This is a genomic window from Tunturiibacter gelidiferens (genome assembly GCF_051013345.1).
Classification (GTDB): domain Bacteria; phylum Acidobacteriota; class Terriglobia; order Terriglobales; family Acidobacteriaceae; genus Edaphobacter; species Edaphobacter gelidiferens_A.
Map to the genome: position 1 here is coordinate 5,043,748 of NZ_CP132939.1, position 13,443 is coordinate 5,057,190.

Sequence of the window (13,443 nt, forward strand, 5' to 3'; positions counted from 1 at the left end):
GACACTGTGGAGTTTACCGCAGCTTTTCCAAAGCGGCAGCATTTTTATGAAAGGAAGGTTACCCCAATGGGCACAGCGCGGCGGAGCCTCCTACCCAAAGCTGGTTGCGATTGTGGTCGACGCCCATCATCAGACCGCGTCCGAGCCGGACGAGGGCGATGGCTGGCTGGAGGTCTCCGCCGTCGGGCCAGAGGTACATGATGCGGATCTCGGCCTGGGTAGGGCCGTGGGGGTGTGGATGACGGGCTCGAAGGAGACGCGTTGCTGGAGGAGGTGAAGATGACGGTCGGCGGGTGCGATGGCGCTGAGATCGTCGTCGGTGGGGGAGAACTGGATTCCCTTCCCTGCGAAGGAGTAGAGAGGTTTGAGGAGGAGTTTTCTCGGTCTTCGGGGAGGCCTGAGAGAGATGGGCGGGCGTACCAGTCGTCGAGGAAGACGGCTTTGGGGACGGCCGGGTGGTCGAGGTACGGGAGTGAGAATTTGCTGATGCGGAAGTACCAGTTGGGATGGCCGGCCCACTCGACATCGAGAGCGTCGCGGTAGTCGAAGGGGAGTTTGATGTTCTTGCGCTCGAGCTCGTCGACGATGGCGCGGTTGTAGATGCGGTGGATGGGGATCTCGCGGCCGTTGCGATGGTAGAAGAGACGATTGCCGCGTTTGATGAGTGTGGTGATGTCGACGGTGGCGATGCCGAGCTTGTCCTCGTAGATGTGGAAGTCCGGGAGAGTCTTTTGATGGTCGGGGTCGATCTCCAGGAGGATCACGTTTTCGGGGGCGTGGTTGTTGAGGATGACTTTGCTGAGCAGTTGCCAGTAGGTTTGCTCGTTGAGGCCGCCTAAATGCCAGCTAAAGGCGGGTTCGAGGTTGTAGGTTTCGATGTACTGGCGACAGAGGATATCTTGATAGCCGAAGATGGAGGGAAGGCCTGAAGTTCGACGAGCTTCGGACTGAGGGTGCCGTCGGAGTTGCGAACGAGGCCGAAGTCTACGGTCATGAAGTTGGGCTGGGGTCCGCGTTGGGCATGCGGTATTGCGGGGGACGCATTGCTCGGAGGCCTGCAGGTATGCGGGGTTGTCGAGAAGCTGGTGTGTAAGGTGGGCACCGGTTTGGGAGAGCTCTTCCATGAGGGAGTTTGGGAAGAAGCAGGGCGTTTCGGCGACGCGGAAGTCTACGCTGGTTCGTGTGCGGCGGTTGAGGTGGGCGAGGAGGTCATCGTATTTGGACGAGGTGAACTGCGCGTTGAAGCGGTCGCGATAGGGCTGCAGCATGGGAGCTAGTGTAGCCGCTGTTCTGATTGCGAAGCGCAGGAATTGAGGGTTTGGCTCAGTTGGGTCGGGGATTTCAGTTGGGCGTTGCCGTGTGCCTGGAGTCGATGCGGAAGATGCAGCTTGCCCAGACGATCAGCAGGGGGAAGAACTCGAGGGTGTAGCGGGGTTCGGAGTTGTCGAGGGTGAGCAGCAGGGCACAGCGCAGAACGAAGAAGGCTGCCATCGCACAGGCGAGTGCGTGGTAGGTCCCTGGCCTCTTCCGCCAGAGCCAGAGGCCGATGCCGCCGAGAAGAAAGTAGGCGAGGTTTAGCGCTGCGGAGGCGTAGGCGAGGAGGGTTTTGCCGCGGTATTCATGCCAGTTCCACCAGTCGAGGCCGATCTGCATCATCTCGGGGCGCGGACGGAAGAGCATGTTCGCAAGACGGGCGACGGGAAGGGCGATGTAGTAACGGAGGGGGTGGGTGTGAGTGCGCTGCTCGGCGAGGGCCTCGAAGCGTTGATCGAAGGCGGGGTCGCGTTGTTTTTCTGGTTGTAGTCGGATAAGAGAGCGGCGGTTCGTTCGTATTGGTCTTCGGAGTCGAAGGCCCGCGTGGGGAGTTCGTCGATGCGGAGCTCCGTGCTGTCGTAGTTCCAGTAGAACTGCTCGGTGGAGGCGAAGTCGATGGCCCAGGAGCGATACCAATGCTGAAAGCCGGTTGGGACGCTTTCGCCGGGATCGGTGGCGTTGCGTGGCGCCAGCGGTTGGATGACGTGGAAGGTGCGCCAGTTTCTGATGGCCCAGGGCGCCAGCGGGAGCACGACGCAGATTGCGGAGAGTGCGATGGGGCGGAGGTTTGGGAGGGAGAGACGGCGGCCGGTTTTTTGCCAGACGATCCAGATCATCGCCGGGACGACTGTGGCGGGAAGGAGGCCCTGCTCGGGACGCAGTAGAACGGAGTACGCCATGGCGACGGTAATCGCAAGGAGCCAGCGGTTGAACGCTGCGCCCGCGCTTTGCCAGCGCTCGAGGCTGTACCAGATGAGGGCAATGGTGAAGAGGGTGAGGGTTTCAGTGAGAGGGGCTGCTGCGTAGATCGCGGTGAAGGGACATAGGACAGCGAGCCACAATGCGGCTTTGGCGGAACGGTGTCCGAAGAGTCTGCCTGAGAGAGCGGAGATCAGGAGGCAGGTGCAGAGATCGATCGCGCACTGAAGGTACATGATGGCGACGTAGCGGTCGAAGCCAAAGAGACGAAAGCAGACGGCGAGAAAGAGCGGGTAGCCAGGGAGACGGATGAGGGTCGGCTTGGGGATGTCCTGCCCCAGGGTGAATCCATAGATGCCGTGTTGGAGCCAATTTTTGGCGATGCTTCCATAGATGAGGGTGTCGCCTTCGACGCGGCCTGCATGCAGCACATACCAAAGGCGCAAGGTGAGCCCTGCTGCAAGCGGAGCGCAGCCCATAGAACTGTCTTCAGCTTTCCCTGGATCATGTCTTTTGCATCATACTGCTGCGGGGAGGTTCTCGCTGGATGCGTTGACTCGAGGGTTTGGCCTGCATACGATGGGACACAGCCGCATGCGCAGAGTCGCCAGTACTACTCAATGAATAGACAAGTCTTCTACGATCCACAACGCAAGCGCTGGAAGCGGCTGCGCCGAATTTTTGACGTACTTGCCCTGCTGGGACTGGTGCTGGGGACTGTCTTCGTCATTGGCTTAATGAGGATGAAGCCGCTGCCGGAGCTGTTTCTGCGGGCGCAGAAGCGAAACTACCGGGCACTGGCGAACCAGACGACCCCGCCGTTGAAGCCGGGCCAGAAGCTGCATCGATCTGCCCACCGAAAGACCGATGTGAAACCGGGTGACGTTCCGTTGAACTCGGGCGAAGGTCTGCGCGCGGCGTACTACGTGGAGGATGATCCGGCGAGCTATTCTTCGCTGAAGCAACATATTGCCCAGGTCGACTTGCTGTTCCCTGAGTGGCTGCATGTGGTGACGACGAGCGGCGAGGTGGTCTCTTATACCCAGGACAATCGTGCCTACGACGTGGTGGATAAGGCTGGAGTGCACCAGGTGGACCGCGAGGGCAAGGTTGCGCGAACCGTTGCGGCCAACCATGTCAACCTGGATATCTTTCCGCTGGTAAATAACTACGACTCACGGAGAGGACTGTGGGTGCCGGAGGTCGGCGGATTTCTTTCAAGTGATTCGGCTCGAGCCTCCTTCCTTCAACAGATTCACAATTTTCTGGCGGGAAACCCCAGCTATCGCGGGCTGTCGCTTGACTTCGAAGAGATTCCTACGAACGCGCAGCCCGGCTTCAGAGCTTTGATTGCGGCGTTGTACGAGGACTTCCATCCGCGTAATCTGCGACTCTACGTGAACACGCCCGTGGGCGATGATGACTGGGATTTGAAGTTCATGGCGGACCACTCCGATGGTTTGCTGCTGATGAACTATGACGAGCACCAGACAGACAGCGGACCGGGGCCGATCGCTTCGCAGGACTGGTTCATCGACAATCTGAAGAACGTGTTGAAGACGGTTCCCAAGGAAAAGATCATCTGCGCGCTGGGGAGCTACGGCTATGACTGGACGACAGCGCTGCCTCCGCCGGAGCCTGTGGGCAAGCCGGGAGCGAAGAAGTCAGCTACGAAGAAGAAGGCGGCTCCTGAAAAGATTTTGTCTGCGCACGACCTTTCGACGCAGGATGCGTGGCAGGCGGCGTCTGACTCCGATTCGCAGATTGATCTCGACGACGACTCGATGAACGTGCACTTTGCGTACGACGATGAGGACGCCCAGGTTCGTCATCAGGTTTGGTTTCTCGACGCTGTCACGATGTTGAACCAGATGCGGGCGGCGCGCGAGCTGGGCATTCAGACGTATGCGCTGTGGCGCCTGGGCTCGGAAGACAACTCGATGTGGAAGATCTGGGATCATCCGCAGCATTCGGATCCGGTGAAGGATCTGGCGCAGGTCGAGCCTGGATACGACGTCGATACGGAGGGTCAGGGGGACATTCTTCGCGTGACGCGTAAGCCGCAGCTTGGCGACCGCGTGGTGACGCTGGACGACGACGACTCCGTGCCGCTGGAGTACCGGATGGTGACGCAGGAGTCGATGCAGTCCTATCCGCTCTCGTACACGGTCGAGCAGTATGGCTACAACGACAAGAAGGTTGCGCTAAGCTTCGACGACGGCCCTGATCCGGAGTGGACGCCGAAGATTCTGGACATCCTGAAGAAGTACAACGTGAAGGGTACGTTCTTCATGATCGGGGAAGTCGCCGAAGACTACGTTGGCGTAATGCAGCGGGTCTTTCGCGAGGGTCATGAGATCGGCAATCACACGTGGTCTCATCCGGATATCAGCGAAATCTCGAACCGGCAGGTGGATCTGGAGTTGAACCTGACGGAGCGGCTGTTCGCGTCGAAGCTTGGAGTCCAGCCGCTTTACTTCCGTCCTCCTTATTCGATTGACCAGGAACCGGATACCAATGACCAGGCTGCGCCGGTGGAGAAGATTCAGGGCCTGGGCTATGTGATCGTCGGCAACAAGATCGACACGAATGATTGGGATGAACATCCGCGGAAGACTCCGCAGGAGATTACCGATAGCGTCTTTCAGCAGATTGAAGACATGAAGACGAGGCCGTGGAACCGCGGCTCGGTGATTCTGCTGCATGACGGAGGGGGCGACCGGTCGGCTACAATTGCGGCTCTGCCTGTGCTGATTGAGGCTTTGAAGGCACGTGGTTACGAGATCGTTCCGGTGTCGGAGCTGGTGGGCAAGACACGTGCGGAGGTGATGCCGGAGCTGACGCCGCATCAGCGCTGGCAGGCTCGCGCCGATTCGCTCACGTTCTTCTTCTACAGCTTCTTCCATTACTTTGTTGTGGGCGTATTTTTCGTCGGCGACATTCTGATGAGTGCTCGGTTGATCATCATCGGCATCTTCGCGATCATCGACCGGTTGCGCAAGAGGAAGAACTTTGCGACGCCGGAGTATCAGCCGAGAGTTGCCGTGCTGATCCCTGCTTATAACGAAGAGAAGGTTATTGTTCGGACGATCCGCTCGGTGATGATGTCGACTTACAAGAACATTCGCATCATCGTGATCGACGACGGTTCAAAGGACAACACGTTTGATGTTGCGCGCGATGCGTATCCGGCGGACATTGCCTCGGGCAGGCTGACGGTAATCAGCAAGCCGAACGGAGGCAAGGCGGATGCGCTGAACTACGCGCTGGAACGGTTAGACGAAGAGATCTACGTTGGGATCGATGCGGATGGAGTGATTGCGCATGATGCGATTGCGAGGTTGGTACCTCACTTTGCGAATCCGAAGATCGGAGCTGTGGCGGGCAACGCGAAGGTCGGCAATCGGGTGAACCTGTGGACCCGCTGGCAGGCGCTTGAGTACATCACGAGCCAGAACTTCGAGCGGCGCGCGCTGGATCTCTTCGATGTGGTGATGGTGGTTCCGGGGGCGATTGGTGCGTGGCGGACTGCGCCGGTGAAGGCGGGCGGAGGGTACCACTCGAACACGGTGGCCGAGGATGCCGACCTGACGATGAACCTGCTGGAGCAGGGGTACTGCGTGATCTACGAGGATCAGGCGCTGGCGTTTACGGAGGCTCCTGTAAATGCGGATGGACTGATTCGGCAGAGGTTCCGATGGTCGTTTGGAATCTTGCAGGCGATCTATAAACACAAGGGGGCTATCAGCAAGCACCGGGCGATGGGTTTGTTCGCGCTGCCGAATATTTTGATCTTCCAGATCATTCTGCCGTTGGTGTCGCCGCTGATCGACCTGATGTTTGTGGTTGGAATATTTCACTACATCATCGATAAACACTTTCATCCGGAGACGGCATCGACCGACAGCCTGTATAAACTTCTGGCCTTCTTTGCTGCGTTTCTGGTGATTGATTTCGCTGCTTCTGCGCTGGCGTTTGCGCTGGAACGCAAGCATCCGGCGAGTAAGGGCGACGGGTGGCTGCTGTTCCATATCTGGATTCAGCGGTTTACGTATAGGCAGCTGTTTTCGGTGGTGTTGTTCAAGACGGTCAAGCGCGCGATCGACGGCAAGCCGTTTAACTGGGACAAGCTGGAGCGGACGGCGCAGATGTCGAAGGCGACGGAGAAGCTTACGGAAGGCGCTTAGCTGCTTTTGAGCGGTTCCATCGAACTCTTTGTGCGGTGCATCTAATAGGACGCACTGTAATTCCTCTATCTCACGAGCGACGAGTGAGTAAGACTCGCGCTAGAATCGACGCGTTATGGCTACTATGAATCTCACGCACTCCGCCCCGGCGATCTCGCCGAAGACACCATTTTCCAACGAGCCGTTTGTCGACTTTTCGACGGCTGAAAACAAGCGCAGGATGCAGGGGGCGCTGACACAGGTCGAGAGCGAGCTTGGCCGCGAGTATGACATTGTCATCGGCGGAAAGCGTTTGAAGACTGCGGGCAAGATCGTCTCGAAGAACCCAGCGCGTCCGGCTGAGGTGATTGGGATTCATCAACGCGCCGCTGCGGAGCATGTGGAAGGCGCGATGAAGGCGGCGCAGACGGCATTTTTGAGCTGGAGCAAAGTCCCTGTGGCCGAGCGGGCTGCGCTTCTGTTTCGTGCGGCAGAGCTGATTCGCGAGCGGAGCTTCGAGTTTTGCGCGTGGTTGACGTTCGAGGTAGGCAAGAACTGGGGCGAGGCGGACGCGGATGTGGGCGAGACGATCGACTTTCTCGAGTTCTATGGGCGCGAGGCGTTGCGGCTGAACGACGCGAAGACGCCGATTCAGTTTCCGGGAGAGCGCAACCAGCTGCGGTATATTCCGCTGGGCGTGGGTGCGGTGATTCCGCCTTGGAACTTCCCTTTGCGATCATGGCGGGGATGACGGCGGCTTCGATTGTGACTGGAAATACGGTGATTTTGAAGCCTTCGGTCGATGCTCCGACGATTGCTGCGAAGTTTTTTGAGTTGCTGGAGGAGGCTGGGCTGCCGGATGGTGTTGTGAACCTTTGTCCGGGTGAAGGGCCTGAGTTTGGGAGCGAGGTTGTCGCACACCCTCAGACTCGGTTTATTGCGTTTACGGGATCCAAGGCGGTGGGGCTGGAGATTCACGAGCGGGCCGCTAAGACACAGCCTGGACAGATCTTCATCAAGCGGACGATTCTTGAGATGGGCGGCAAGGACTCGATCATTGTTGAGGCGGACTGCGATCTGGACGCTGCGGTGGATGGTGTAGTTGCCAGCGCGTTTGGGTTCAACGGGCAGAAGTGCTCTGCGTGTTCGCGGGCGATCGTTGCGGCGGATATCTACGATGTGTTCTGCGATCGGCTGCAGGAGCGGGTGGCGAAGATCAAGACGGGTGATCCGGCGGAGAATGTTTATACGGGGCCGGTGATCAGCGAGAAGGCTTACCGCAAGACATTGGATTACATCGAGATCGGCAAGAAGGAAGGCACTGTGCTGAACGGCGGCCACGCGATTGAGACGCCGGAGGGTGGATATTACATCGCTCCGACGGTGATTGCGGATGTGGCGCCGACGGCGAGGGTTGCCCTTGAGGAGATCTTTGGGCCGGTGCTTGCGGTGATCAAGTCGAAGAGCTTCGACGACGCGCTGGCGATTGCGAATAACACGGAGTATGGGCTTACGGGGGCTATTTATACTGCTTCGCGGGAGAAGCTGGATCGGGCGCGCGAGGAGTTCCACGTTGGGAATCTGTACTTCAACCGGAAGTGCACGGGCGCGATGGTGGGAGCTCACCCATTCGGCGGGTTCAACATGAGTGGAACCGATTCGAAGGCTGGCGGGCCGGACTATCTGCTGCTGTTCACGCAGGCCAAGAGCATCGCGGAGAAGGTAGGGCATGCGAGCCCAGCGGCGGAGAAGCAGGCGGATCAGATGGGGATGTAAAAGATTGCTGTCCTGCCGGACGGGCCTCCTGCGCGGAGGGCGGTCACTTCGTGACGCGTGTACCGGTCTGGGCAGGGCCGGCAGCATTGGGCCTCCCGTTGGTCGGCGTGATCTTTTTCCGACCAACGGGAGGACATTACTCACAAGGTAGACAAGTCACGAAGTGACCGCCCTCCGCGCAGGAGGCCCGTCCGGCAGGACATGTCTTCAGGCGGACTTCATCTGGATGAGGTGTCCGGCCTTGGCTGCGGCTTCGGCCAGGACGCGGTGGTGGATGGTGAATAGGGCCAGTTCGAGGCGGTCGGAGACGCCTGACTTGTCGTAGATGCTGCGGAGATAGTTCTTGATGACCTGCTCTTTGGTGCCGAGCTGTTGGGCTATGTCTTTGTTCTTGCAACCCTGAACGATCAGCGCCACGATTTGCATCTCCTTAGGGTTAACCGGTCGCGTACGCGCGTACCGACGCTGTCGGAGCTTTGCATGGTGGTGACGTTGGCGCGCTGCACGAAGCGCTGGCCGCGAGCGACTCTGCGGATGCAGTCGACCAACACGCTGCCGGCGACGTTGCGGTGGAGAAGCCCGTCGAAGAGCACGGCGATCTCTTCGGGTACGAGTTCGGCGTTCTCGGCAATCAGAACGGTCCGGCTGCCTGCCGCCTGGGTGCGAGCGAGTAGATCCTTCAGCTCGAGACGCAGACTGGAGGAGAGGAGTACGACCGATCCGCGCAGCCCGTCGACTGCGATCAAAAGCTTCGGCGCGTCCTCGCACTGGGCGACGATTCGCATGTCTTCCTCGAGCGACAGCATTCTCGGCTGCGCCTGCGCGGAAGATTGCCTGGTTATCAGCGAGAATAATTCGATTCATAAGTGTCGTAATCTCCTGCCGGGCGCAAACGACCCGCAATTCCCTCTGGCTATTCCCTTATCGGTGGATTGCAGCGGAGAAGAGGCAATGTCTACAATTCGGACAACTTGGGCTGTCGATGCCGCTTTGGAGGTAGAAACTCTACCCTCCAGGCAAGTAACTTTCTGAACCCTGCGAGCATTAACCACAATCGAATCATACGTGGAGTGTCTCAAAGCTCGTCAACGAAGTATAAAGGGATATGCCTAAGCCTATTTTGCTAGCTATCGATGACGACACCAGCGTACTGGAAGCTGTGGTTCAGGACCTGCGCCGTCACTACGGTCAGGACTATCGCATCGTCCGTGCCGCCTCCGGCGCGGCTGCCCTGGATATCTGCCACCAGCTAAAGGAAAGAAAAGACACGGTGGCGCTGTTTCTCTCCGACCAGCGTATGCCCGGGATGACCGGGGTTGATTTTCTTCAGCAGGCTCTGTGCATCTATCCCAACGCTAAACGGGTTTTGCTGACGGCCTATGCCGACACGGAAGCGGCGATTCGTGCGATCAACTCAGCCAAGATCCACTACTACCTGAATAAACCCTGGGATCCTCCGGAAGAGAAGCTCTATCCGGTGCTGGACGACCTGCTTGGAAGCTGGAAGGAGGGGTACAGGCCTCCGTTTGAGGGAATCCGAGTCGTGGGGGTGCGTTGGTCGGCGATGGACCATGCAGTTCGTGACTTTCTTTCGCGCAACCGCATTCCCTACCAGTGGTTGAACCCGGAGACGAATCCGGATGCGCTGGCGCTGCTGAAGGAGAAGGGTATCGACGATACCAAACTGCCGGTCATCCTATTTGGAGATGGCACTGCCCTGGTGCAGCCGACTTCGACGGAGATGGCCAATAAGGTCGGCCTTCGGACCCAAGCGCAGCAGGAGTTCTACGACGTGGTTGTGGTAGGCGCGGGTCCTGCGGGCCTCGCGGCTGGCGTGTATGGGGCCTCTGAGGGCCTGCGTACGCTGGTCATCGAGGCGGCGGCTCCTGGCGGACAAGCCGGCTCCAGCTCGAAGATTGAGAACTACCTGGGCTTTCCCGAAGGACTCAGTGGCGAGGAGCTGGCGAAACGAGCTTTCCTCCAGGCGAATCGGCTCGGAGCTGAATTCCTTACGCAGAAGGTCTCCTGCATCCGCACGGAGAATCAGTACCGCATTCTGACGATGGCCGACGGGCAGGAGGTCACGTGCCACGTTTGTCTGCTGGCTACGGGCGTCGACTACTGCAAGCTCGATGTGCCCGGGGCCGACAAGCTGAGCGGAGCTGGGGTTTACTACGGCGCGGCGCTGACCGAAGCGATGTCGTGCAAGGAAGAGGCGGTCTACATTGTTGGCGGGGCGAACTCTGCCGGCCAGGCGGCTATGCATTTCTCCCGCTATGCCGATCATGTTCACATGCTGGTCCGCGGGAAGTCGCTCGAAAACAGTATGTCGAAGTACCTGATCGACCAGATTGAGGCGACCCCGAACATCACGGTCGAGACTGGTACCGAGGTGGTTGGGATGGGTGGAGAGGGTCACCTGGAGTGCCTCACGCTAAAGACACCTCGCGGAGAAGAGGCTCGACAGGCCAGTTCCCTGTTTATCTTTATCGGCGCGGCGCCGAAGACGGACTGGATGCCGGCGGAGCTCTGTCGTGACAGCAAGGGATTCATTCTTGCCGGTCCCGACCTGAAGGCGCAGTCACCCAAGTCGTGGAAGCTGGAGCGCGACCCTTATTTGCTGGAGACGAGTGTTCCGGGCATCTTTGTCGCGGGCGATGTACGATTCAACTCGGTCAAACGATGCGCCTCGGCGGTCGGCGAAGGTTCGATCGCAATTCAATTTGTGCATCAGTATTTAGCTACGCTTTGAAAGGCACCCAACCAATAACCCGATGAGCGAACAAACCCAAATCGTCCAAAGTCACGTCGTGGAAAAAGTCAATGAGGATATGATTGCGCTTTTGCGCAAGGTCCCCACTTTGTCATCGTTGCGAGACGACCAGCTGCATTGTCTTGACGGCGTGCGGGACTTCCACGTCGATACAGGCGAAGTCATCACGCGGCAGGGTGAGTTGGCGCACTGCTTTTGGATATTGCTCGACGGCGAGCTTCGCGTGCATCAGAAGACTGCCGAACAAAACAACCTTACTCTGGCCAAGATTGAGGCGGGCAGCACCTTTGGGGAGATGGCGCTGCTAACGAATGTTCCTAACTCGGGCAGTGTGGAAGCGGTGGCGCCAAGTCACCTTTTGGAACTCGACGAAGAGCAGTTCTGGGGTTTGATGACAAGCTGCCCAGAGGTTCGTAAAGCGATTCTGGGCAACATGGCCTATCGGTTTCAAAAACTGCAGAGTACGACCGTGCAACAGGAGAAGATGGCGTCGCTGGGGACGCTGGCTGCGGGATTGATGCATGAGTTGAACAATCCCGGATCTGCTGCGCGCCGCGCCGCCTCTCAACTGCGCGACAACCTGATGCGAATGCATGAGCTCTCTCTCAAGTTCAAAGAACGCGATCTCTCCAAAGAGCAGAAGCATTGCATGTTCGACATGCAGAAGCAGGCGCTTGCGTTGAAACAGCCGTTGATGATGAACTCGCTGGACCAGAGCGATGCCGAGGAGGCGTTGGCGGAGTGGATGGAGTCGGCCAACATCGAAAACGCGTGGAAGATGGCTCCCACGCTGGTTTCGATCGGCATGACCGCCGCGGAGCTCGAACGCGTGAAGAACGACTTCGACGGGCCATTACTCGGAGAGGCTCTGGGATGGCTGGAGGCGATGGCTTCGAGCATGCAGTTGGTGGGCACCATCGAAGAGAGCATCGGGCGAGTTACGGACCTGGTGCATGCGGTCAAGTCTTACGCCTATGAAGGCAAGGGCCAGAAGCAGACGATCGACATCAACAACAGCATTCACGCGACGCTGATCATTCTCGGGCATAAGCTGCGCGAGAAGGAGATTGTGCTCGAAAAGAATTTCGCCACGGATCTTCCTCCGCTGCATAGCGAGTGCACTGGACTGAATCAGATCTGGACGAATCTGCTGGACAATGCGATCGACGCTGTGCCGCAACATGGACGGATCAGCGTGCATACCTGGGCGGAGAGTTCAAAGGCGGACACGAAGAACCCGCACATGGATCTCTGCATCAGTGTGAGCGACAACGGCTCGGGCATTCCGCTGGAGAGCCAGGAACACATCTTCGATCCCTTCTACACAACCAAGCCCGTAGGCGTCGGAACAGGGATCGGCCTGGGCATCGTGCAGCGCATCGTCGACCAGTACCATGGGGTGATTCGCTTCAGTTCCGAACCCGGCAATACGGAGTTTGTTGTGCGCCTGCCAAGCGATAACGAATAAACGTCCACGACGCTAAGATCCTTCGACAACGGCAATATTTCTTCCTAAGCAGCGTTTACCCCTCCGAACGTGCGCTCCGCTGATGGTTGCGCGCGAACAGCGTACCTCCGCTGATCGCAAGGGCCGATCAGGTGGGGTTTCGCTCGGGCAACGAGGACGGTGCGCGCGTCTCTTACAACGGCTTCGGCTATCATCCGCAGCATGACCGCAAGTTTCACACCACTCCTGGCTACGACCGGGGATTCCATCGCGGCTAGTCGCGTGCGACGGGTGGTCTGCTCGAGTCGTATGATCGTTGCAGGAGACCACTTTGCCGCTGACACCTTTTCACATCGCCTTTCCAGTCGACGACCTCGACGCTGCTCGCAGTTTTTATGGAACGACCCTTGGCTGTGCGGAGGGTCGCAGTTCGTCGCACTGGATCGACTTCGATCTCTTCGGCCACCAGATCGTGGCGCATCTGAAGCCCGGCTCGTCGAATGGCAAGGCTCACCGGAACCCCGTCGACGGACATGACGTCCCTGTCCCTCACTTCGGCGTGGTGCTTCCGATGGAGACGTGGGAGACCCTTGCCGAGCGGCTTCGGCGTGCGGGGGTCACGTTTGTGATTGAGCCGTACATCCGCTTCAAGGGCGAGGTGGGCGAGCAGGCTACGATGTTCTTTCTCGACCCTGCAGGCAATGCGCTTGAGTTCAAGGCATTCGCGGACATTGGACAACTCTTTGCGAAGTGATCACCGGAAAGCTTCGGGCGAAACACTGAGAAGCTTCTGTTTGACCAGCATGAGATAGCCCGGCCGAAAACGCGAAAACCCTTACCTATAACGTTTTAGTTCATATAGACTCTCTAACGGTCAGTAAACACGCGATTGTCTGTTATTGGGAGCCGGTCGCACTCAGCTTGAAGGAGCATGGATGTCATTTTTTCAGCGGTTTAGAGTTTTGTCGCTCTTCGTTTTGGTCACAGTGGTCTCGTTTCGCTCTCCGGCAGCCCCGGCCCAGACCCCACCCGATGTCTCGAAGATGCCG

The 13,443-nt window shown here is 58.5% G+C and carries 10 protein-coding genes and 1 pseudogene; 6 read left to right on the plus strand and 5 right to left on the minus strand.

What is annotated here, in order from left to right:
- Positions 1–44 precede the first annotated feature (44 nt).
- The 3 genes from RBB80_RS25330 to RBB80_RS25340 form a co-directional block, all read right to left on the minus strand.
- Positions 45–1,268 carry a hypothetical protein gene (locus RBB80_RS25330; protein WP_433965064.1) on the minus strand — a complete coding sequence of 408 codons (1,224 nt, stop codon included), beginning with the start codon at positions 1,266–1,268 and terminating at the stop codon, positions 45–47.
- 73 nt (positions 1,269–1,341) lie between these two features.
- Positions 1,342–1,656, minus strand: coding sequence for a hypothetical protein (locus RBB80_RS25335; protein ID WP_433965065.1), 315 nt, complete (start codon positions 1,654–1,656; stop codon positions 1,342–1,344).
- Positions 1,653–2,711 (minus strand): ArnT family glycosyltransferase, encoded by a 1,059-nt coding sequence (locus RBB80_RS25340; RefSeq protein WP_433965066.1) that lies wholly within the window; start codon positions 2,709–2,711, stop codon positions 1,653–1,655. The genes RBB80_RS25335 and RBB80_RS25340 overlap by 4 nt, the downstream gene beginning before the upstream one ends.
- Positions 2,712–2,852: 141 nt before the next feature.
- Here RBB80_RS25340 and RBB80_RS25345 point away from each other — a divergent pair, with 141 nt between their 5' ends.
- On the plus strand, positions 2,853–6,419 hold the full coding sequence (locus RBB80_RS25345; protein WP_433965067.1) for a polysaccharide deacetylase family protein: 3,567 nt from the start codon (positions 2,853–2,855) through the stop codon (positions 6,417–6,419).
- Positions 6,420–6,534: 115 nt separating this feature from the next.
- Positions 6,535–8,174 (plus strand): annotated as a pseudogene (gene pruA, locus RBB80_RS25350) (L-glutamate gamma-semialdehyde dehydrogenase).
- 207 nt (positions 8,175–8,381) lie between these two features.
- Here the strand turns inward: pruA and RBB80_RS25355 are convergent.
- Complete coding sequence (locus RBB80_RS25355; protein ID WP_433965068.1) at positions 8,382–8,600, minus strand: response regulator transcription factor; 219 nt, start codon at positions 8,598–8,600, stop codon at positions 8,382–8,384.
- Entirely contained in the window at positions 8,582–8,980 is a 399-nt protein-coding gene (locus RBB80_RS25360; RefSeq protein ID WP_433965069.1) for a hypothetical protein, read from the minus strand. The genes RBB80_RS25355 and RBB80_RS25360 overlap by 19 nt, the downstream gene beginning before the upstream one ends.
- A 299-nt stretch (positions 8,981–9,279) precedes the next feature.
- Between RBB80_RS25360 and RBB80_RS25365 the strand changes: the two genes are divergently transcribed.
- The 4 genes from RBB80_RS25365 to RBB80_RS25380 all read left to right on the plus strand — a co-directional run bounded on the left by RBB80_RS25365 (position 9,280) and on the right by RBB80_RS25380 (position 13,148).
- Positions 9,280–10,926 carry an FAD-dependent oxidoreductase gene (locus tag RBB80_RS25365; protein ID WP_433965070.1) on the plus strand — a complete coding sequence of 549 codons (1,647 nt, stop codon included), beginning with the start codon at positions 9,280–9,282 and terminating at the stop codon, positions 10,924–10,926.
- A 79-nt stretch (positions 10,927–11,005) separates the two neighbouring features.
- Positions 11,006–12,415 (plus strand): ATP-binding protein, encoded by a 1,410-nt coding sequence (locus RBB80_RS25370; protein WP_433965071.1) that lies wholly within the window; start codon positions 11,006–11,008, stop codon positions 12,413–12,415.
- A 131-nt stretch (positions 12,416–12,546) separates the two neighbouring features.
- Positions 12,547–12,672 (plus strand): hypothetical protein, encoded by a 126-nt coding sequence (locus RBB80_RS25375; RefSeq protein ID WP_433965072.1) that lies wholly within the window; start codon positions 12,547–12,549, stop codon positions 12,670–12,672.
- Positions 12,673–12,725: 53 nt separating this feature from the next.
- Positions 12,726–13,148, plus strand: a complete 423-nt coding sequence (locus RBB80_RS25380; protein WP_433965073.1) for a VOC family protein — start codon at positions 12,726–12,728, stop codon at positions 13,146–13,148.
- Positions 13,149–13,443 lie beyond the last annotated feature (295 nt).

Bases quoted from the DNA above. Each gene is read 5' to 3' on its own strand.
- RBB80_RS25335 (WP_433965065.1), bottom strand. From the start codon at position 1,656: ATGATGCAGATCGGCCTCGACTGGTGGAACTGGCATGAATACCGCGGC.
- RBB80_RS25370 (WP_433965071.1), top strand. From the start codon at position 11,006: ATGATTGCGCTTTTGCGCAAGGTCCCCACTTTGTCATCGTTGCGAGAC.
- RBB80_RS25330 (WP_433965064.1), bottom strand. From the start codon at position 1,268: ATGCTGCAGCCCTATCGCGACCGCTTCAACGCGCAGTTCACCTCGTCC.
- RBB80_RS25345 (WP_433965067.1), top strand. From the start codon at position 2,853: ATGAATAGACAAGTCTTCTACGATCCACAACGCAAGCGCTGGAAGCGG.
- RBB80_RS25365 (WP_433965070.1), top strand. From the start codon at position 9,280: ATGCCTAAGCCTATTTTGCTAGCTATCGATGACGACACCAGCGTACTG.
- RBB80_RS25355 (WP_433965068.1), bottom strand. From the start codon at position 8,600: ATGCAAATCGTGGCGCTGATCGTTCAGGGTTGCAAGAACAAAGACATA.
- RBB80_RS25360 (WP_433965069.1), bottom strand. From the start codon at position 8,980: ATGCTGTCGCTCGAGGAAGACATGCGAATCGTCGCCCAGTGCGAGGAC.
- RBB80_RS25340 (WP_433965066.1), bottom strand. From the start codon at position 2,711: ATGGGCTGCGCTCCGCTTGCAGCAGGGCTCACCTTGCGCCTTTGGTAT.